Here is a 19,686-nt window from a genome sequence, read left to right on the forward strand (position 1 = left end):
CACCGGGTGGCTGTAACTTGATGCGGCCGGCAAACCTCAACGTTCCGCGGTTTGCTGGCGTTTTGTCTCGCAGCCCGCCTTCTTTGAGAGCTGCTCCATGTGCTGAAGCGTGTCAGGGTGGAAGCTGCTGATGGCCGCTGCGCGGTACAGCTGCGCCAGTAGCTGGACGAGCACTTCGCCGCTGATGTCGCCATGGCCTTCCATGACATCCGGATCCCGCACCATCACGTTCCACACCGGCGTTCTGGCTGAGTGGAATTCGGGCAGCATGCCGGCTTCCAGGAGCGCGTCGTGATCCACCTCGTTGTAGGACGGCATGTAATGCGGCAGGTGACTCAAGACCGTCCCGCCCAGGAAGGGCACGCTCCACCCCGGTTCTTTCTGGTCCGACTCCTGGTCGTACCGTCGAGGCAGCCGGGACCCGAGATTGGCGTCCACGAGGGACGCCTTGGTGCATGCATCCAGTGGCGGTGGCGGCGCTTCGGCTGATGGGCAGAACATCTTCCATTCGACCGGTGACGATTTGTTGGCGGGACAGTGCTTCCGGATATTAAGAGCAAGATCGTGCCGTACCTGCCTCGCCTGCTCGGTTCGCTGCACCATACGCAGGTACTGCTCCTGCGCCCTGGCTGATCGGACGGGTTGATGCAATAAGGCAGCGTACCTCCTTCTGTCTTCCTCCGCCTTCTCCTCAGCGGTCCTGGCGGCGGCATCACCGGTCTGCAACTCCAGGTATCTGCGCCACCCGACCAGTTCGTGGGTGTTGTACCGTTCGTTGTGCCCCAGGGTGCGAAGACTGCTGCGGCGCTCCTCGCTGGCGATGTAGTCCAACGCCTGTTGGGACCTGTCTTTGACGTATGGGTTGTGACTTTCGAAGAACGTATTGGCATAGCGGACCGCCCGGAACGCCTGCCTGGTCGCAAAGTCGTGCTCAGACGTCAACACCACCATCACCGGTTTCTGGTTTGCACAGAAGCCTCCGATGTCACCTCGTTGTCGGGTCCGCTGCGCGATGGCTTCGTACAACGGTTCGTATCGGGCGCCTTCTATGGCGGGGTTGAGGAGAACAATCAGGTCTGCATACCCGCGCACCAGCGCCCGTCCGTTCGCGGGTCCTCCGCGCAGTTCACCGCCAGCGACTTCGGGTTTGCAGCCAGGCCCAGACGGGTCATCGAAGCGGCCGCGTGTGACGCTTTCGACCAACTGCTGAGCGACCGCGTTATGGACAATCAGCGCCCCGTAGGAATGGCCGACGATCAAGTGACGCACCGCAAGGCATTGATAGACGTTCCCGAGCTCGCCGGCTTCCTCATAGCGCTTCCCCGCCTCGCGTCTGTCCTGCAGTGTCCCGGAGCTGGATGCCGCGCGGTCAAGGGCCATGGCCTTGTCGCAGAGCCCTGCCTCATCGGCGTTCCGCAATTCCTGGTACGCGCGCAAGGTCCCGAAAAGCTCCCGGACTGAACCGACGGCCACGTTCTGGGCGGTATTCTTCCTATCCCAGACCGAAAGCCACTCCCATGGCGCCAGCACGTTGCGCAGGCCACCTGCAGCAGCATCCGTGACGGTAGTCGACAAACCCCGCCAACCCACGTAGACGCCCACCACCTCCCGGGGGCACCCCGCGGGGTTGTGGTGCGGACGCGCCAGTTCGCCAGTGGCGGTGAACCTGAGCACCTTTCGCGCAAGCTCCACATTGCTGTCGTCGTACCGCGCGTTGTGTCTCCAGCCATGCACGAATGTGACGATGCTCAGGCCACCGCTGGCCTCGCCACAGTGGCCGTGCATTTCCGGTGTGCGTTGTTTGCCGACTCGGCGCAACTTATCCAGGTACGCGAACAGCTGCTCCATTTGCGCGCGATCGTAGAAACGACCTTGTTCATCGAACTCCACAAAGAACAGTCGGTACTGGTCTGTGGCTTCCACCGAATGGGCATAACAGTCCGGGCGCTCGGTACGGAGTTCCGCCCGGAGCTCGACCTGCTCCACGCGCCCCGTCGGCCCTTGGGCATAACGCGCACATTCCACCATCAGCGGTGCATCGTCCGCGCTGCGGATGGACGGCCGGTAGGACGCCACCGACGTGCAACCGGTCAACATGACCACGGATAGCAGCGCAGAAACTGCTTGGCAGAACACGAGAACGTTCATGGCGTCGGCTCCGCGATACTGGAAAGAAATGAGCGAATCGCTTCAACCATCTCGGCGAACCACGGGTTGAAGGTCAAGCGTCGCTGCACCGGTGCAGTGACATCCTGGCGCCGCGGCGGTGGCTCTCCATAAACAATGACTCGATCCGCGTCAGGCTTTGGACATGCCGGCGGCGCGGGTCGATGCCCGAGGTCCTCACCCCAGCAGGCGCACCACAGCCCGGTGTCGATCGCCGCGTAGGAGAGGCAGTTCACGTAATCGCCACGGCGGCCATAGTGCACATTGGCAGGCGCAACCGGCAAGGCGACATGGGAAAAGTCGTCTATCCGTTCCGTTTCGATCCTGGAGTCGACGACGGACACCTGGTGACCAGTCGCCCGCAGGACATCTTGAACGATCGGATCGGCGTTCGAGGCGCCGCGCGGAGCCGCGAGCCACAGCGCATTGCCTGTTTCTGCCAGTCGTACAAAGCGTTGAATCGCCGCCCTTGAATCAATCGTTTGGTCGTTCAGGCTCAGCGCCATGAATACGGGCAACGACAGAGGTTCCGATTCGTGGCGCGCAAGCTGCTGGCTGAGCCGAGACACTTGGTATACCCCGTTCAACGCGAACGATTCATACTTCGCGTAGTCTCGATCCTCATACCGTTCGAGCCATGGCTTGACCCCGGAGAACGCCAGCATGCCGAGCGCCTCTGGGGACTGTGCACGTTCATCCAGCAGCCGAATGGCCGGTGAAATCAACACCAGGCTTTTGAGACGCGGCCTCAAGGTGGATGCCGCGGTGCGGTGCGCGAGCAGGAGCCCCAAGGCGCCGCCGGTGGAGAATCCCACAAGGTGAACGTCCTGCGCTTGACCCACGAAGCTGCGGATTCCCCAGCTGACGGTATGGACCCAATTCTGGTAGTCCACCTGCAACAGGTCACCCGGCACCGTGCCGTGGCCGTCCAGCAGTAGGCTGCGGGCAATCAGGCAGCGGTTCGGAAGCAACGGCTTGGCAGCCAACGCCTCGGCAAGGTCCCTCATCAAAAACGGCGAGTCGGTAAGGCCATGCACCAACAGCACACCGTCGGTGTTCAGCGACGAGCAGTGTTTGCCCTTCGCAAACCATTCAGCCGGAGCGATGGACTCGACAACCGTCTTTCGCCTGTCGGGTGACAGCTCCTTCGATGAGCCGTGGAAGTCGTGGATGTGCTGCGCCGCCCGGGCCTTGTATTGCGGGAATGTGATCTCCTGCCCCGCGTTGTCGAGCCACAGCACGGGCGGAAAAGCGAGGCTGGCCTGGTGGCGCGCCGAAGGCACAGCGCACGCTTGAAGCAGGGCGACCGCGACCAGCAACGCGGTGGAGGTCCACGACATGGTTGATTCCTTCGACGAAGCCACTTGGCTCCGTAAAAGGCTAGGTCAAAGCATGCGTGATCACCTCCCCAAAGAAGACGAGGCAGTGTTGGCTGCAGCCGGATCTCTCAGCGCGAGGCCTTTCCACCGTGCCCCCACGGCCGCAACAGCTCCGGCGTGCGGAAGTCCGCCGGCACCTCGAAGTCCGACGCGGCACCGCTGGCGGCCTGGGCGCCTTCGGGGAAGCCGCTGCGACGGCTCCAGTCGTGCGGCCGCGCCTGGCGCGCCATGCGCTCGCGGCGCAGGCCTTCGGCGCAGTACACGTCCAGCGCGGTGATGGCCACCATCGCCACCAAGGTGCCGGCGCGCGAGCCGCCGCCGTGGCCGAACAGCGTGCGCCGGCGGGGTGCGAGGGCCACGGTCGCGATGTCCAGCAGGTCGCCGGCCACGCGCCCCCACACCCAGGGCTCCGGGTCGGCGGTGGTGAGCAGGCCGGCGCCCACGCCCACCTCGCGCAGGCCGTACGCCCGCACCAGGGTCTGGCTGCTGGGCAGCTCCGGGCGGTCGGGCATCTCGCCCATCTCCGCCATGCGGGCCATGCGGCGCGGCATGGCCAGCTCGGCCAGGCCCAGGGCCAGGCTGAAGAAGCCCAGGCCGCGCGCCAGCGCATGCACGCCTGCGTTGCGCGGCGGCGCGCTGCGCAGGGTGTTCTCGGTGTTGTGGGTCATCATGTTCATGGCTTCATCACCACCTTGATGCAACCGTCGTGCTTGTCGCGGAAGGTCTTGTACATCTCCGGCCCGTCGGCCAGCGACACCTGGTGCGTGATGACGAAGGACGGGTCGATCTGCCCTTCCTGGATGCGGCGCAGCAGGTCGTCGGTCCAGCGGTTGACGTGGGTCTGGCCGGTGCGCACCGTCAGGCCCTTGTTCATCAGCGCACCGATGGGCAGCTTGTCCACGATGCCGCCGTACACGCCCGGGATGCTGAGCACGCCGCCCGGACGGCACACGTAGATCATCTCGCGCAGCACATGCGGCCGGTCGGTCTCCAGCATCACCGCCTGCTTGGCGCGGTCGACCATCGAATCGATGGAGCGCGTGGCATGCGCCTCCATGCCCACCGCGTCGATGCACTTCTCGGGGCCCTTGCCCTGCGTGAGTTCCTTCAGCCGCTCCAGCACGCTCTCGTCGTCGAAGTTGATGGTGATGGCGCCGCCGGCGGTGGCCATGGCCAGCCGCTCCGGCACGTTGTCGATGCACACCACCTGCTTGGCGCCCAGCAGCACCGCACTGCGGATGCAGAACTGGCCCACCGGGCCGGCACCCCACACGGCCACCGTGTCGGTGGGCTGGATGTCGCAGGCCACCGCGGCCTGCCAGCCGGTGGGGAAGATGTCGCCGAGGAACAGCACCTGCTCGTCCGTCAGGCCGTTGGGGATCTTCACCGGCGTGACGTCGGCATAGGGCACGCGCACGTACTCGGCCTGGCCGCCGGGGTAGCCGCCGGTGAGGTGCGAGTAGCCGAAGAGGCCCGCCGTGGTGTGGCCGAACATCTTCTCGGCCATGTCCTTGTTGCGGTTGCTGCGCTCGCACACCGAGAAGTTGCCGCGCCGGCACTGGTCGCACTCGCCGCAGCAGATGGTGAAGGGCACCACCACCCGGTCGCCCACCTTCAGCTTGCTGTTGCCCTTGCCCACCTCCACCACCTCGCCCATGAACTCATGGCCCAGGATGTCGCCCGACTTCATGGTGGGCATGAAGCCGTCGAACAGGTGCAGGTCGCTGCCGCAGATCGCACAGCAGGTCATCTTGATGATGGCGTCGCGCGGCTCCTCGATCACCGGATCGGGAACGGTTTCATAGCGGACGTCATGCTTGCCGCGCCAACAGAGTGCTTTCATCGGGTGTCCTTTCGGTGTGAACTGATTTGCCGCAAGGAATGCGGAGGCATGCGCCGGGGGCCGGGCATCAGGTACCGCTGCCGGGCTCGGCCAGGCGTCGGTGCTGTTCGGCCAGCGTGTCCGATGGCATCACGTTCGCCATCGCCACCTGCACCTTGTTCTTCAGGCCGCTGACGACATCGCCCTCGCCCTTCATCATCGCGTCGAAGCCGGCGCGGGCGACATCGGCCGGATCGTCCTTCTTCTGCGTGCCCACCTTCGTGTCCAGCATGTCGGCCCGCTCGAAGAACTGCGTGTCGGTGGGGCCGGGCATCAGGCAGCTCACCGTCACGCCCGAGTCCTTCAGCTCGTTGCGCAGCGCGAACGAGAAGGAGTCGATGAATGCCTTGGTGCCGTTGTACACGGCCTGGAAGCTGCCGGGCATGAAGCCCGCGATGGAGCCGGTGATCAGGATGCGGCCCTGCCCGCGCTGGCGCATGCCGCGCGCCACCTGCTGCAGCAGGTCCAGCGTGCCGGTGATGTTGGTGTCGATCACGTGGCGCACCGCAGTGAAGTCCTGGTCGAGGAACGCATGGCCCAGGCCATGGCCGGCATTGGCCAGCAAGGCCTCTACCGGACGGCCGCCGATGGCCGCGCACAGCTGCGCCACGCCGTCGGCGGTGGCCAGGTCGGCCTGCACCGCCTCCACCTGCGCGCCTTCGGCTCGCAGCTGCCCGGCCGCGGCCTGCAGCGGCTGGTCGGCGGCGATGAGCAGGTCGAAACCCTCGCGTGCGCAGCAGCGCGCCAGTTTCAGGCCGATGCCCGAGGATGCGCCGGTGACGACGGCCAGCGGCCGGTTGTTCGGGGTGTTCACGGGCTTCGGTCTCCTGTGGAATGGCTGAGGGGCGGGCAGCCTTGCGGGGCAAGCCCTGTACCGCGTTGGCGGAACGGGGATTGCCGGACAGCCGCCAGGCGCCGTCGCATCCGCGGCGGTGAGAATGACCCGCCGGCCTGCAGTGGACGGTGGCACCCAGTGGAGAGAAGTTGACCGACCCTGCAGCACTGAACGGCACCGACCACGAGGCGGCTTCTCCCCTGACGCAGCGCGCCGCCCTGCCGTTTCCCGTGGTGGGCGTCGGTGCCTCGGCGGGCGGGCTGGCCGCCGTGACCAGCCTGCTGCATCACCTGCCCGCCGACACCGGCATGGCCTTCGTGGTGGTGCTGCACCTGTCGCCCCAGCACGAAAGCGCCGCCGCCAGCCTGCTGCAGAAGGCCACCCGCATGCCGGTGCAACAGGTCGTCGAATCCACGCCGGTGGCGCCCGACCATGTCTACGTCATCGCTCCCGGCCAGCAGTTGCTGATGGAAGACGCTGCGCTGGCCACGCGCCCGCTGGACCGTCCGCTGGGGCGCAACGTGGCGGTGGACCTGTTCTTCCGCTCCCTGGCCCGCACCCAGCGGGAGCGTGCGATGGCGGTGGTGCTCTCGGGCACCGGCAGCGACGGCGCAGTGGGCGTGGCCGACATGAAGGAACAGGGTGGCCTGACGCTGGTGCAGGCCCCGGACGATGCCGAGTACGAGGCGATGCCGCAGGCCGCCATTGCCACTGGCCAGGCGGACTTCGTGCTGCCGGTGGCCGACCTGGCCGACAAGCTGGTGACGCTGTGGCACAACGCCAGCCGCATCGAGCTGCCAGCCGACATGGCCCAGCAGTCCGAGGCGCGGCCGCCGCGCGATGCGTCCGCGGCGGTGCGCGGCGAACAGGCGCTGCAGGCGGTGATGCAGCTGCTGCACGCACGCACCGGCAACGACTTCCAGCACTACAAGCGCGCCACCGTGCTGCGGCGGCTGGAACGCCGGCTGCAGGTCAACGGCCTGCCCGACCTGGCTGCCTATCGCACCCACCTCGAGCAGAACCAGGCCGAGACCCTGCCGTTGCTGCGCGACATGCTGATCAGCGTGACCAGCTTCTTCCGCGACCGCGACGCATTCGAGGCGCTGGAGCGCGAGCTGATGCCGCGGCTGGCCCGGGAAGAGGAGACGCCCGCCTTCCGGGCCTGGTCGGTGGGCTGTGCCACCGGCGAGGAGGCCTATTCGCTGGCGATGCTGCTGAACGACCATGTGCGGGTCCCGGGCGAGCCGGGCGTGGCGCTGCAGGTGTTCGGCTCGGACATCGACGAGCAGGCGCTGGCCGTGGCGCGCACCGGGCGCTACCCGGGCGCCATCGTCACCGACGTGCCGCCCACCCGGCTGCGCCAGTACTTCAGCGCCGATGGCGATGCCTACCGCGTGCGCAAGCCGCTGCGCGAGCAGATCATGTTCTGCCGCCACAACGTGCTGCACGACCCGCCCTTCTCGCGGCTGGACCTGATCGCCTGCCGCAACGTGCTGATCTACCTGGAACGCGAGGTGCAGGCCCAGGTGCTGGAGGTGTTCCATTTCGCGCTGCGGCCCGGCGGGCTGCTCTTCCTGGGCAGCGCGGAGACGGCCGAATCCGCGCCGGGTCTGTTCCAGCTGGTGGACAAGAAGCACCGCATCTACCGTGCAGCGCCGGTGCAGCGCCGCAAGTTCGACCTGCCGGCGCTGCGCAGCAACAGCGCTGCCGGCGCCATGCCGGCGCAGGCCAACCAGCCGCCGCCAATGGCGCCGCTGGAGCGCCTGCACCTGCGCCTGCTGGAACAGCATGCGCGCCACAGCGTGGTGATCGACAACCACCACATGGTGCTGCACCTGTCGGGCGGCGTGGGCCGCTACCTGCGGCTGACCTCGGGCGCCTTGACCAGCAACCTGCTGGCGCTGGTGCTGCCGGAGCTGGCGCCGCCGTTGCGCACGGCGCTGCTGCATGCCGGGCAGACGGGCCGCCGCGTGGCCGCGCGGCCGGTGCCCCTGCCGCGGCGCGAAGGCCCCGCCGTGGCCCTGCAGATGACGGTGGTGCCCGACGTCACCCGGCCGGCGTCCGTCACCGCCGCAGCCGCGGGCGCCGCCAGCCCGGCCCGCACGATGCTGGTGGTGTTCGAGGAAGTGGACCTGGCGCTGGCGCTGCCGGAAAGCGTGGGCGAGGCACCCGACCCCGAGCTCCAGATCCTGCAGGCCGAGGTGGCGCGGCTGCAGGCCGAACTCACCGGCAGCATCGGCGAATCGGTGATCTCCACCGAGGAGCTGCGCGCCTCGAACGAGGAGCTGCAGTCGATGAACGAGGAGATGCGCTCTGCCGCCGAGGAGCTGGAGTCGAGCAAGGAGGAACTGCAGTCCGTGAACGAGGAACTGGTCACCGTCAACTACGAGCTCAAGGCCAAGGTGGACGAGATGGCCAAGATCAACGACGACCTGAGCAACCTCATCGCGTCGATGAACATCGCCACCGTGTTCGTGGACCGGGCGCTGCGCATCAAGCGCTTCACGCCGCCGGCGCGCGAGGTGTTCAACATCCTCGGCAGCGACGTCGGCCGGCCGCTGCTGGACCTGAGCAACCGCCTGTCGCACGACGGACTGGCCGACGACATCGAGGAGGTGCTGCGCACGCTGCAGCCGCTGGAGCGCGAACTGCGCAGCGACGCGGGCCGCTGGTACCTGATGCGCATCTCGGCCTACCGCACGAACGAGGACCGCATCGATGGCGCCGTGCTCAACTTCATCGACATCAGCGAGCGCCGCCGCGCGCAGGACCTTCTGCGCGCGCGCGACGAACGGCTGCGCCTGGTGGCGGAGAACACGCGGGACTACGCCATCGTGACGCTGGACGAGAACGGCCTCATCACCACCTGGAACAAGGGCGCCGAACTGATGTTCGGCTTCACCGACCAGGAGGTGCTGGGCCAGAGCTTCCGGCTGCTGTTCGTGCCCGAGGACCGCAGCGACGGCACGCCCGAGCGGGAGCTGGCCACCGCGCTGCGGGAAGGCCGCGCGCTGGACGAACGCTGGCACCAGCGCAAGGACGGCACGCGGCTGTACTGCAGCGGCACCACCACCCCGTTCACCGATGGCGAGATGCGCGGCTTCGCCAAGATCGCCCGCGACCTCACCGAACGCCAGCTGCTGGAGAAGCAGCGCGACGAGCTGCTTCAGGCCGAGCAGCAGGTGCGCGCGCAGCTGCAGGCGGCCAACTCGCTGCGCAGCGAATTCCTGGCGGTGATGTCGCACGAGCTGAAGAACCCGCTGAACGTGGTGCTCATCAACACGGAGCTGATCCGCCGTTCACCGCAGGCGCTGGGCAGCGAGCCGCTGGCACGCGCGGCCGAGACCATCCGCAAGACGGTCAAGGGCCAGGCGCAGATCATCGACGACCTGCTGGACCTCTCTCGGCTGGAGACGGGCAAGCTTTCGCTGGAACGCGCGGCGGTGGACTACCGGCCGGTGGTCGAGCGCATCGTGGATGCGCTGAGCCCGCAGGCCGCCGAGAAGGACATCGCGGTGGCGCTGCAGGTGCAGGACATGGTGGTGCATGCGGACATCGTGCGGCTGGAGCAGATCGTCTGGAACCTGGCCAGCAATGCGGTGAAGTACACCCAGCCCGGCGGCGCGGTGAGGCTGACGCTGGTGCGCGAAGGCGCACTGGCGCGGCTGGACGTGACGGACAACGGCCCCGGCATCGAGCCCGGCTTCATGGACTCCATGTTCAACATGTTCGAGCAGGGCGACAACCGCGCCTCCACCCGGCGCGAAGGCGGGCTGGGCATCGGGCTGGCGCTGGTCAAGCAGCTCACCGAACTGCACGGCGGCCATGTGGAAGGCCATTCGGAGGGCCGTGGCCGCGGCTCCCGCTTCACCGTCTGGCTGCCGCTGTGCGAGGACAGCGGCAGCGGTGCCGCCGACGAGGGCGCCGGCCCGCACGAGCTGGCCGGCCGCCGCATCCTGCTGGTGGAGGACAACGCGGACACGCTGGACGTGCTGGCCGAGCTGCTGCGCATGGAAGGCGCCGAGGTGGCCGCCGCGATGAGCGCGCCGCAGGCGCTGGCGCTGGCGGAATCGCAGGACTTCGACCTGGTGGTGTCCGACATCGCGATGCCCGGCATGGACGGCCACCAGCTGGTGCGCGAGCTGCGCCGGCGCGAGCGCAGCCGGTCGTGGCCGGCCATCGCAGTGACCGGCTTCGGCCGGCCCGCCGATGCGCAGCGGGCGGCGGAGGCCGGATTCGACGCGCACATCGCCAAGCCGCTGTCGCTGGAAGCGCTGGTGGCCGCGGCACGTCCCCTGCTCCGGCAGGGCCCATGAACACAGCCCGATTTCCTTCCTGGTGCCTGTGCCTGCTGCTGGCCGGCTGCGGCGCGGAGAACACCGGCTCGCCGGTGCAGGCGCCCGGTGCGCCGGCCGCCGCCAGCACCCGGCTGCTGGAGGCCGGTGCCGCCGCGCTGCAGGACATGCCGCCGGTGGATGCGCTGAATGCCTACCTCGATGGCTTCCACTTCTACAGCGGCCACATGGCCGGCCAGATGGAAGCCCACCACTACTGCAGCATCGTCAACGAGGACGTGATCCAGTGCGTGATCTACGACGGCAACGTGCGCGACGCCAAGCTGATGGGCGTGGAGTACATCGTCTCGCGCCGGCTGTATGAAGGCCTGCCGCCCACCGAGCAGCGGCTGTGGCACAGCCATGTGCACGAGGTGAAGTCGGGCCAGCTGATCCTGCCGGGCGTGCCCGAGCTGGCCGAGCGGGCCCTCATGCGCAAGCTGGTCGATACCTACGGCAAGACCTGGCACACCTGGCACACCGACCGCGACAAGGCGCTGCCGCTGGGCGTGCCGCAGCTGATGATGGGCGCCACGGCCGATGGCCAGATCGACCCGGCGAGGGTGGCGGAGCGCGACCGTCGCTTCGGCATCGACAGCGCGGCCAAGCGGGCCGAGCGGGCCGACATTCCAGCGCCGCCCGTGCATCCCGCCGCCGATGCCTGGCAGCGGGGCCCGGCCTACCAGATCGACGACCCGGCCGGCGCGCACCACGAGGCCGCGCCCGCGCGCTGACCCCGAGGCGGCCGCCGCGGCAGGCCGGCCTGCCCGGCGGCCGGGGTGGCCGCGTCGATCAGGCGGCGCAGCTCGGCCAGCGCCTGCTGCACCGGCACCTGGCGGCAGGCCTGCACGCCGCGGGCCCGGCGCTGCTCGGCCACCGCATGCCACAGCGCGCCGAAGGTGGTGGCCTCCAGCGCATCGCGCCACAGGCCGTCGGCCGGCAGCCGCAGCACGCGCGCCAGGGGCTCCCATTGCGCATCGCCGCGCGGCGCCACGAAGCCGCGCCGCCACAGGCCGCGCAGCTGGTGTCGCGCCAGGATCAGGCAATGCAGGTCGGCCGGATCGTCCACCTGCAGCTCGCCCTGCTCGCGGGACTGGCGGTCCCATTCGCGCAGCTGCCAGGACAGGCCCACGTCCACCCGGCCTTCACGCCGGCTGGAGGTGATGACCCGCACGGCGCAGCTGTGGCGGATGCGGCGGTCGGCACGGCGCAGCGCGGTGACCAGCGCCTCGTCCTCCAGCCAGGGCACGCCGTCGGGCATGCCGCCCACCGCGCGATAGGCATCGGCCCGCACCGCCAGGCTGGCACCGAAGTGCTGGTGGTGGCGCGGCCACGGATCGGCATCGTCGGGGTCCAGCAGGCTGTCCAGCTTCTGGCAGGCCAGGCGGTAGGCGGTGTCCCAGCGCTGCCATCGCTTGCGCAGCCGGGCCACCTCGGACGGCTCGTCGGCATCGGCCTCGGCATCGCCTTCGGCCAGCAGGCGACCGCCCACGGCATCGGCGCCGGCGTCGATCTCGCGCGCGGTATGGCGCAGCCAGTCGGGCGCGGCGCGGGTGTCGCCGTCGGTGCTGGCGATGAAGGCGCCGCGCTGGCCGCTCCAGGTGAGGCGGCGGCAGGCTTCCTCCATCAGCAGCCGGCGGGCATGGCCCACGTTGGCCTGGGGGGGCGGCAGCGTGACCTCGCACACCTGGAGGTTGACATGCGGATGAAGCCGCGCGAACGCACGCACGATCGAAGCACTGTCGTCGCTGCAATTGTTGGCCAGCACCAGCACCTCGTAAGGGGGTGCATCGGTCTGCCCGGCCAGGGCCTGCAGCGTGGCAGGCAACCGCTGCGCCTCGTTGCGCACCGGCACGATCACGCACGCCCGCAATTTCTCGCGCGGCGGCGTGAAGTCGATCAACGCCGGCCGAGCACCATGCCCACCAGCACGCCGGCCGCCACCGCGGCCAGCGGATGCTCACGCACCAGCTGGCGCGTCATCTCCAGCATCTCGTGCATGGCCTCGCCGATGGGCAGGCTCTCCAGCGAGGCGGCCGTGCCGTCGAAGGAGGGCTCGTCGCCGGCGGAGGAGGAATAGTCGTTGCGCGACGGGCTGCTGCCGCCGTAGCCGCTGCCGGTGTCCGATCCGCTGCTGGAGCCCATCTTGGCGCCCAGGCTGGTGGCGCTGGCGGAGCCGCTGCTGGAACCGGCGCCGGTGCTGGAACTGCCCGTGCTGGAACTGCCTGCACTGGAGCTGCCGCTCGTGCCGCTGCTGGAGCCGCCGGTGCCGGCGCTGCCGGCGCTGGTGCCCGTACCCGTGCCCGTGCCGGAAACCGACTCGCTGCCGGTGCTTGCGCCCGCGCTCAGGCTGCCGGGGCTGGCGGAGCTGCCGGGGCCCGTGGGTGTGGACTTCTGCGTGGGATCGGTCTGGTCGTTCACGGGAGGCTCCTGTTGTTGTGGCCTGGGCCAAGGAGCAAACGCCGTTCCCGTGCAAGGCCGCGCGCCTAGCACTCAGCGCTGCAGCCCCACGGCCTGCAGCACCCAGCCCAGCAACCACGCCAGCAGGCCCAGGCTGGCCACGCTGGCCAGCCACAACCCGGCCAGCCAGGCCAGCCGCCGGCCCCAGCGCGGCGGTGCTTCATGCGGGTCAGTGGTAGCCATCGCCAGCCCTCACCTTGCCGCGGAACACCCAGTAGGCAAAGCCCGTGTAGGCCAGCACCAGCGGCAGGATGACCACCGCGCCCACCAGCGCGAAGCCCAGGCTCTCGTCGGGCCCGGCGGCCTGCCACAGGGTGATGTCCGGCGGCACCACATGCGGCCACAGGCTGATGGCCAGGCCGCTGTAGCCCAGGAACAGCAGCGCCAGCGTCAGCAGGAAGGGCCGTGCATGGCCCTCGCCGCGCAGGCTGTGCAGCAGTGCCCAGGTGCACAGGGCCACCAGCACCGGCACCGGCGAGAACCACAGCAGCTGCGGCCACTGGAACCAGCGCTGGGCGATGGCGTCATGCGCCAGCGGCGTCCAGATGCTGATGGCCACGATCACCGCCAGCAGTGCCCAGGTGAGCCACTGGCCCAGCTGCCGCATGCGCTGCTGCAACGGGCCCTCGGTCTTCATCACCAGCCAGGTGGCGCCCAGCAGCGCATAGGCCACCATCAGCGCCACGCCGGTGAACAGCGCGAAGGGCGACACCCAGTCCAGCGGGCCGCCGGCGAATTCGCCCTCCACCACCGGCACGCCGTCGAGGAAGGCGCCCAGCGTCACGCCTTGGAAGAAGGTGGCGGCCACCGAGCCGCCGATGAAGGCCTGGTCCCACATGCGGCGCTTGCCGGCACGCGCCTTCATGCGGAATTCGAAGGCGACGCCCCGGAACACCAGGCCGATGAGCATCAGCATCAGCGGCAGGTAGAAGGCGCTGAGGATCACGCCGTAGGCCAGCGGAAACGCCGCCAGCAGCCCGGCACCGCCCAGCACCAGCCAGGTCTCGTTGCCGTCCCACACCGGGGCGACGGTGTTCATCATCACGTCGCGGTCCTCCTTCTCGTCGAAGAAGGGAAAGAGGATGCCGATGCCCAGGTCGAAGCCGTCCATCACCACGTACATCATCACCCCGAAGAGGATGATGCCGGCCCACACCAGCGGCAGGTCCAGGCCGTCCATCATCCGCGCCCCCCTCCGGCCGGTGGCCCGGCCTCGGGCGCGGCGCGGTCGCCCGCTTCGTCCACGCCTTCGGGCGCGGCCGACAGCGGCCGCATCGGATGCCGGTCCTGCCCCGGCCCGCCCTCGGCCACGCCGGGCTCGCCGGCTTCCGGGCCCTTGCCGATGATGCGCAGCCCGTAGGCCGTGCCGGCGCCGAACACCGCCAGGTACACCACGACGAACAGCGCCAGCGTGAAGCCCACCTCGGCCACGCCGTGCTGGGGCGAGACGGCATCTGCCGTGCGCATGACGCCGTAGATCACCCAGGGCTGGCGGCCGATCTCGGTGGTGAACCAGCCGGCCAGGATGGCCACCAGCCCCATGGGCGACATCAGCAGCGCGAAGCGCAGGAACCAGGCCGCGTTATAGATGCGGCCGCGCCGGCGCAGCAGCAGGCCGCAGGCGGCCAGGAGGATCATCAGCAGGCCCAGGCCCACCATCAGCCGGAAGGTCCAGAACACCACGGTGGCGTTCGGCCGGTCCTCGGGCTTGAAGTCCTTCAGCGCGGGGATCTGGCCATCCCAGCTGTGGGTGAGCAGCAGGCTGCCCAGGCGCGGTATCTCCAGCTTCCAGCGCGTGGCCTCGGCCTGCATGTCGGGCCAGCCGAACAGCACCAGCGGCACGCCCTCGCCCGGCGGCGTGCGCTCCCAGTGGCCTTCGATGGCGGCCAGCTTGGCCGGCTGGTGCTCCAGCGTGTTCAGGCCATGCTGGTCGCCGATCACCGCCTGGATGGGCGCGGCCAGCAGCAGCATCCACAAGGCCATGGAGAACATGGTGCGCACGCGCAGGTCGTCGCGACCGCGCAGCAGGTGCCAGGCGGCAGCGCCGCCCACCATCAATGCGGTGGCGATGTAGGCCGCCACCACCATGTGCAGCAAACGGTACGGAAAGCTGGGATTGAAGATGACCTTCAGCCAGTCTGTGGGCACCACGCGGCCGTCGATGATCTCGTAGCCCTGCGGCGTGTGCATCCAGCTGTTGGAAGCCAGGATCCAGGTGGCCGACAGCAGCGTGCCCAGCGCCACCGCCACGGTGGAGGTGAAGTGCAGGCCGGGCCCCACGCGCTTCAGGCCGAACAGCATCACGCCCAGGAAACCCGCCTCCAGGAAGAAGGCGGTAAGCACCTCGTAGGCCAGCAGCGGCCCGGTGACGCTGCCGGCAAAGCGCGAGAAGGCGCTCCAGTTGGTGCCGAACTGGTAGGCCATCACCAGGCCCGAGACCACGCCCATGCCGAAGGCCACCGCGAACACCTTCAGCCAGAACTGGTACAGGTCCAGATACACCCGGCGGCCGGTGCGCAGCCACAGGCCTTCCAGCACCGCCAGGTAGCTGGCCAGGCCGATGGTCAGCGCCGGAAAGATGATGTGGAACGAGATGGTGAAGCCGAACTGGATGCGGGCCAGCAGCAGCGCGGTCATGCGTCGGCCCCGGGCGGCAGGTCCATCAGGCGGCGGCGCTGCGCAGCCGGCGCGCGATGCCCTGCGTGGCGTCGCCCGGCAGCACGCGCTGCGGCACCTGCGTGAAATTCCAGCCGCCAGGCGTGCGGTGCACCACCCACACCAGGTCGAAGCGGTGGTCGGGCCAGCGGGTGGGCGCTTCCTCGCGGCCCAGCAGCGCATTGGCCAGCGCGGGCAGTTCGTCGTGCCGCCAGCTCACCACCACCGGGCCCGACAGCAGGCGCAGCACCTGGGCCACGTGCGACACCGGCTCGCTGGCGCTGAAGCGCTCGTCCACCTGCAGGCCCAGTTCCTCGGCCAGCGGCTCCACCGTCAGCCGCGGGCGCGGCGAGGGATGCTCGTCGGTGGCGCGGGCGGCGAACACATGGCCTGGCTGCTCGATGTGGCGGCGCACCGCGGCCGCATCCACCGGCGCGAAGAAGCGCACCAGCGCGCCGGCCCGCTGCCAGCCGCGCGGGCTCAGCGACAGGTCCGCCTCGTCCTCCGGCTTTTCGGCATGCCGGATCAGCATGATGTGGGTCATGGAGTGGCCAGCACCGCGATGGATTCGGCCGCGGGCTGCGGCTGGGCCTGCACCGCCTCATGGCGCGTGCGCAGGCGCTTGAAGGCGGCCAGGGACTGGCCGACCACCTGGTCCATGTTGTAGTAGCGGTAGGTGGCCAGGCGGCCGACGAAGGTCACGTTGTCCAGCGCCTCGGCTTCCGCCTGGTACTTGCGGTAGAGCGCGGCGTTCTCCTCGCGCGGCACCGGGTAGTAGGGGTCGCCCTCGGCGCAGGGGTATTCGTACACCAGCGAGCTGCAGTGGTGCTTCTGGCCGGTGATGTGCTTGAACTCGCTGACGCGGGTGTAGCCATAGTCGTTGGGGAAGTTGACGGTGCCCACCGGCTGGAACTGCTCCTGCTGCACCGTGACATGCTCGAAACGCAGGCTGCGGTACGGCAGCTTGCCGTGGCGGTGGTCGAAGAAGGCGTCGATGGGGCCGGTGTACACCATGTGCTTCCACGGCAGCATGCCCACCACCTCGCGGTAGTCGGTGTTGAGCATCACCTTGATGTTGGGATGGCTCAGCATGTTCTGGAACATGCGGGTGTAGCCCAGCCGGGGCATGGCCTGGAAGGTGTCGGCGAAATAGCGGTCGTCGCGGTTGGTGCGCAGCGGCACGCGGGCCGTCACGCTGGCATCCAGCTCCGAGGGATCCAGGCCCCATTGCTTGCGGGTGTAGCCGCGGAAGAACTTGTTGTACAGGTCGCGCCCCAGGGTGCTCACCACCACGTCCTCCGAGGTGCGCACCTCGTCGCACGGCTCCACCACGGTTTGCAGCCATTCCTTCATCTCGAAGGAGGTGAGGTTGAGGCCGTACAGCCGGTTGACCGTGTCCAGGTTGATCGGGATGGGCAGCTGCTGGCCGTCCACGCTGGCCAGCACGCGGTGCTGGTAGGGCCGCCACTCGGTGAAGCGCGACAGGTAGTCGAAGATGTCCGCCGAGTTGGTGTGGAAGATGTGCGGGCCGTAGGGGTGGATGAGCACGCCCGCCTCGTCGTAGCAGTCGTAGGCGTTGCCGCCGATGTGGGGCCGCTTGTCCACGATGAGCACGCGCGCATCCAGCTCGTTGGCCAGGCGCTCGGCCAGCACGCTGCCGGCGAAGCCTGCACCAACGATGAGGTAGTCGAAACCCTGGCCCTCCTGCACGGCTTGTGCGGCGGTGAGTTCGATCTGTCTGGTGGCTTTGTCCATCCCTGGCTCCCTTGCATTGGCTACCGCGGACAGGGGCAAGGGGTATTCCCGGCATGCCGATGTGCGGCATGCGCCTTGCCCGGCGCAGCGCATGAACACCCCCTGCCACCCGATCCGGCGGCCGCGCCGGCGCCTGCCGATCCGCGCACCCCGCCTCCCCCGCCGCCGCCCGAGGACGACAGCAAGGGCCCGCACGACGATGCGGGCAACCCGATCCAGAAGCTCTAGCTACTTCAGCGGCTGTTGCTGCTGGGCATAGCGCCCCACCAGCTCGCCGCGGGCCAGCACATGGCCCTGGGCTGCGGCCAGCACGGCGTCGCGGTCGCTGCCGGGCGGCAGGTCCAGCACGGTGTCCAGCGCCAGCACCTGGAAGTGGTAGGCATGCGGCGGATCCCCCACCGGCGGCCGCGGGCCGTACCAGCCGGTGCTGCCACGGGTGGTCTTGCCCTGCAGCAGGCCCTCGGGGTCCTTCAGCCGCGGCTGTTCCTGCAGGCCTTCCGGCAGGTGGGTCACGCTCGCCGGGATGTTCCAGGCCACCCAGTGGACGAAGGGCTTGATCGGCGAGGCGTCGGGATCCTCCACGATCACCGCATACGAGCGGGCGCCCGGCACGGCCGTCCAGGCCAGCGAGGGCGAGACGCCATCGGCATATTCGCTGTGCCGCAGCGGGATGTCGCCGCCGGCCGGAATGCTGCCGGAGCGCACCTCGATGCGACCGGAGGCCTGCGCCTGCGGCCGGGCCAGCGCGAGCGGCACGTTGTTGCCCTGCGCCACCTGGGCCTGCATGGCCTGCGCCGGCGCCTGCACCGGCTGCGCGGGCGTGGCCGCCGCCGCAGGTGCGGGCCGGCCGGCGATGCCGGTGTAGGCGATGCGGTAGATCACGCCATTGGCATCGTCGGCCATCAGCAGCGCGCCGTCACGGGCCATGGCCAGGCCCACCGGGCGGGCGAAGTGGGTGGCATCGTCCTCGTTGACGAAACCGCTGACGAAGGGCTCGATGCGCTGCGGCTGGCCGCCCTGGGCGAAGCGGATGCGCACGATCTCGTAGCCCGAGGCCGGCTTGCGGTTCCAGGAGCCGCGCAGGGCCACGAAAGCGTCGTTGCGGTATTCGGCCGGGAAGGCGCTGCCGGTATAGAACAGCATCTGCATCGGCGCCGCATGCGCGGTGTAGCCCAGCGTCATGGGCCGGCTCATCGCCTTCCACTGCGGCTTGCTGATGCCGCCCACCGGCGTGCTCTGCGGATTCAGCCCGCCCTCGCCCCACACGTGCGGCCAGCCGTACTGCTGGCCGCGCTCGATGCGGTTGAGCTCTTCCTGCTGCACGTCGTCGCCCAGGTAGTCGATGCCATGGTCCATGCCCCACAGCTCGCCGGTGGCGGGGTGCCAGTCGAAGCCGATGGTGTTGCGCAGGCCGCTGGCGAAGATGGTGCGGCTCTTGCCGTCCGGGCTCACGCGCAGCAGCGTGGCGTTCTCGGGGTTGCTCTCGTTGCAGGCATTGCAGGTGGAGCCCACGCTGAGGTAGAGCATGCCGTCCGGGCCGAAGGCCATGGTGCGGTTGGGATGCTGGCCTGAATCCGGCAGGTCGCCCAGCAACATCTTCAGCGGGCCGGGGCGGCCGTCGGGCTGCAGGTCGGCCACGAACAGCTCCTTCACCGTCACCAGCCACAGCTTGCCGTCGCGTATCGCCAGGCCGAGGGCGCCGGCACGGTTGAGCACGACCTGCGGCGTGCCGTCGGCGCGGCCGTCGCCATCGGTGTCCTTCATCATCACCACGTCGCCTTCCTCGCGGCGGCTGGCGTACACCGTGCCGTCGGGCGCCACCGCCAGGATGCGCGGATTGCCCAGCCCCTGGGCGAACGGCGTCACGCTGAAGCCCGGCGGCACCTTCAGCGATGCGATGCGCTGCGGCGTGGCCGGGGCCTTGTCGGGCTTGTACACATGCCCGGTGACTGGCACGTTGGTGCCATCGCCCTGCTGGGCGCCGGCTGCCAGCGGCAGCAGGCAGGCCGCGGCGGCGATTGCGGCAAGGCGGCACGCGCCGGGCGCGGGGCGGGAACTCTTGACCATCGGCAAACTCCTGTTCAAAGCGGATGCAGGGGGCCCGCATGGGCCATCGCGGCGCTTGGGCAACCGCCATGCCCCCGGCCTGATTGGCGCCGTCCGCACGCCGTGGCACACGCGTTGCCCCGGATGTGCCATGACACGCCAGACTCCGCCCAC

The 19,686-nt window shown here is 69.2% G+C and carries 15 protein-coding genes; 2 read left to right on the plus strand and 13 right to left on the minus strand.

What is annotated here, in order from left to right; genetic code table 11:
* Window positions 1-36: 36 nt before the first annotated feature.
* From LRS14_RS26340 to LRS14_RS26360, 5 genes are all read right to left on the minus strand, one after another.
* Window positions 37-2,148 (minus strand): hypothetical protein, encoded by a 2,112-nt coding sequence (locus LRS14_RS26340; protein WP_257801706.1) that lies wholly within the window; start codon window positions 2,146-2,148, stop codon window positions 37-39.
* Window positions 2,145-3,506 carry a carboxylesterase gene (locus LRS14_RS26345; protein WP_257801707.1) on the minus strand — a complete coding sequence of 454 codons (1,362 nt, stop codon included), beginning with the start codon at window positions 3,504-3,506 and terminating at the stop codon, window positions 2,145-2,147. Before LRS14_RS26345 ends, LRS14_RS26340 begins: the two co-directional genes overlap by 4 nt.
* Before the next feature lie 107 nt (window positions 3,507-3,613).
* Window positions 3,614-4,222 carry a hypothetical protein gene (locus tag LRS14_RS26350; protein ID WP_257801708.1) on the minus strand — a complete coding sequence of 203 codons (609 nt, stop codon included), beginning with the start codon at window positions 4,220-4,222 and terminating at the stop codon, window positions 3,614-3,616.
* Complete coding sequence (locus LRS14_RS26355) at window positions 4,219-5,388, minus strand: zinc-dependent alcohol dehydrogenase (RefSeq protein WP_046115572.1); 1,170 nt, start codon at window positions 5,386-5,388, stop codon at window positions 4,219-4,221. The genes LRS14_RS26350 and LRS14_RS26355 overlap by 4 nt, the downstream gene beginning before the upstream one ends.
* A gap of 67 nt (window positions 5,389-5,455) precedes the next feature.
* Entirely contained in the window at window positions 5,456-6,241 is a 786-nt protein-coding gene (locus LRS14_RS26360) for an SDR family oxidoreductase (RefSeq protein ID WP_257801709.1), read from the minus strand.
* Between the two features lie 170 nt (window positions 6,242-6,411).
* On the opposite strand from LRS14_RS26360, the gene LRS14_RS26365 reads away from it, so the two are divergent.
* The gene (locus LRS14_RS26365) at window positions 6,412-10,578 is read left to right on the plus strand and encodes a CheR family methyltransferase (protein ID WP_257801710.1); all 4,167 of its coding nucleotides are present in this window, start codon (window positions 6,412-6,414) and stop codon (window positions 10,576-10,578) included.
* Window positions 10,575-11,330: an OBAP family protein gene (locus tag LRS14_RS26370; RefSeq protein ID WP_257801711.1), complete on the plus strand. Its 756-nt coding sequence runs from the start codon at window positions 10,575-10,577 to the stop codon at window positions 11,328-11,330. The genes LRS14_RS26365 and LRS14_RS26370 overlap by 4 nt, the downstream gene beginning before the upstream one ends.
* On the opposite strand, the gene LRS14_RS26375 is transcribed toward LRS14_RS26370, so the two are convergent.
* From LRS14_RS26375 to LRS14_RS26410, 8 genes are all read right to left on the minus strand, one after another.
* Window positions 11,276-12,499 carry a glycosyltransferase family 2 protein gene (locus LRS14_RS26375; RefSeq protein WP_257801712.1) on the minus strand — a complete coding sequence of 408 codons (1,224 nt, stop codon included), beginning with the start codon at window positions 12,497-12,499 and terminating at the stop codon, window positions 11,276-11,278. The genes LRS14_RS26370 and LRS14_RS26375 overlap by 55 nt on opposite strands.
* Window positions 12,496-13,017, minus strand: coding sequence for a hypothetical protein (locus LRS14_RS26380; protein ID WP_257801713.1), 522 nt, complete (start codon window positions 13,015-13,017; stop codon window positions 12,496-12,498). Before LRS14_RS26380 ends, LRS14_RS26375 begins: the two co-directional genes overlap by 4 nt.
* Before the next feature lie 72 nt (window positions 13,018-13,089).
* Window positions 13,090-13,239 carry a DUF2474 family protein gene (locus LRS14_RS26385; RefSeq protein ID WP_257801714.1) on the minus strand — a complete coding sequence of 50 codons (150 nt, stop codon included), beginning with the start codon at window positions 13,237-13,239 and terminating at the stop codon, window positions 13,090-13,092.
* Entirely contained in the window at window positions 13,226-14,239 is a 1,014-nt protein-coding gene (cydB, locus tag LRS14_RS26390; protein ID WP_310740882.1) for a cytochrome d ubiquinol oxidase subunit II, read from the minus strand. The genes LRS14_RS26385 and cydB overlap by 14 nt, the downstream gene beginning before the upstream one ends.
* Complete coding sequence (locus LRS14_RS26395) at window positions 14,236-15,693, minus strand: cytochrome ubiquinol oxidase subunit I (protein WP_257801715.1); 1,458 nt, start codon at window positions 15,691-15,693, stop codon at window positions 14,236-14,238. Before LRS14_RS26395 ends, cydB begins: the two co-directional genes overlap by 4 nt.
* A gap of 25 nt (window positions 15,694-15,718) precedes the next feature.
* Window positions 15,719-16,255, minus strand: a complete 537-nt coding sequence (locus tag LRS14_RS26400; protein WP_052736608.1) for a phosphoglycerate mutase family protein — start codon at window positions 16,253-16,255, stop codon at window positions 15,719-15,721.
* Entirely contained in the window at window positions 16,252-17,466 is a 1,215-nt protein-coding gene (gene glf, locus LRS14_RS26405; protein ID WP_257801716.1) for a UDP-galactopyranose mutase, read from the minus strand. The genes LRS14_RS26400 and glf overlap by 4 nt, the downstream gene beginning before the upstream one ends.
* 228 nt (window positions 17,467-17,694) lie before the next feature.
* Window positions 17,695-19,533: a YbhB/YbcL family Raf kinase inhibitor-like protein gene (locus LRS14_RS26410; protein ID WP_257801717.1), complete on the minus strand. Its 1,839-nt coding sequence runs from the start codon at window positions 19,531-19,533 to the stop codon at window positions 17,695-17,697.
* Window positions 19,534-19,686: the final 153 nt, after the last annotated feature.

The organism is Aquincola sp. J276 (genome assembly GCF_024700035.1).
Classification (GTDB): Bacteria; Pseudomonadota; Gammaproteobacteria; order Burkholderiales; family Burkholderiaceae_C; genus Aquincola; species Aquincola tertiaricarbonis.

Bases quoted from the DNA above. Each gene is read 5' to 3' on its own strand.
- LRS14_RS26340 (WP_257801706.1), bottom strand. From the start codon at position 2,148: ATGAACGTTCTCGTGTTCTGCCAAGCAGTTTCTGCGCTGCTATCCGTG.
- LRS14_RS26345 (WP_257801707.1), bottom strand. From the start codon at position 3,506: ATGTCGTGGACCTCCACCGCGTTGCTGGTCGCGGTCGCCCTGCTTCAA.
- LRS14_RS26350 (WP_257801708.1), bottom strand. From the start codon at position 4,222: ATGAACATGATGACCCACAACACCGAGAACACCCTGCGCAGCGCGCCG.
- LRS14_RS26355 (WP_046115572.1), bottom strand. From the start codon at position 5,388: ATGAAAGCACTCTGTTGGCGCGGCAAGCATGACGTCCGCTATGAAACC.
- LRS14_RS26370 (WP_257801711.1), top strand. From the start codon at position 10,575: ATGAACACAGCCCGATTTCCTTCCTGGTGCCTGTGCCTGCTGCTGGCC.
- LRS14_RS26385 (WP_257801714.1), bottom strand. From the start codon at position 13,239: ATGGCTACCACTGACCCGCATGAAGCACCGCCGCGCTGGGGCCGGCGG.
- cydB (WP_310740882.1), bottom strand. From the start codon at position 14,239: ATGATGGACGGCCTGGACCTGCCGCTGGTGTGGGCCGGCATCATCCTC.
- LRS14_RS26395 (WP_257801715.1), bottom strand. From the start codon at position 15,693: ATGACCGCGCTGCTGCTGGCCCGCATCCAGTTCGGCTTCACCATCTCG.
- LRS14_RS26400 (WP_052736608.1), bottom strand. From the start codon at position 16,255: ATGACCCACATCATGCTGATCCGGCATGCCGAAAAGCCGGAGGACGAG.
- glf (WP_257801716.1), bottom strand. From the start codon at position 17,466: ATGGACAAAGCCACCAGACAGATCGAACTCACCGCCGCACAAGCCGTG.
- LRS14_RS26410 (WP_257801717.1), bottom strand. From the start codon at position 19,533: ATGGTCAAGAGTTCCCGCCCCGCGCCCGGCGCGTGCCGCCTTGCCGCA.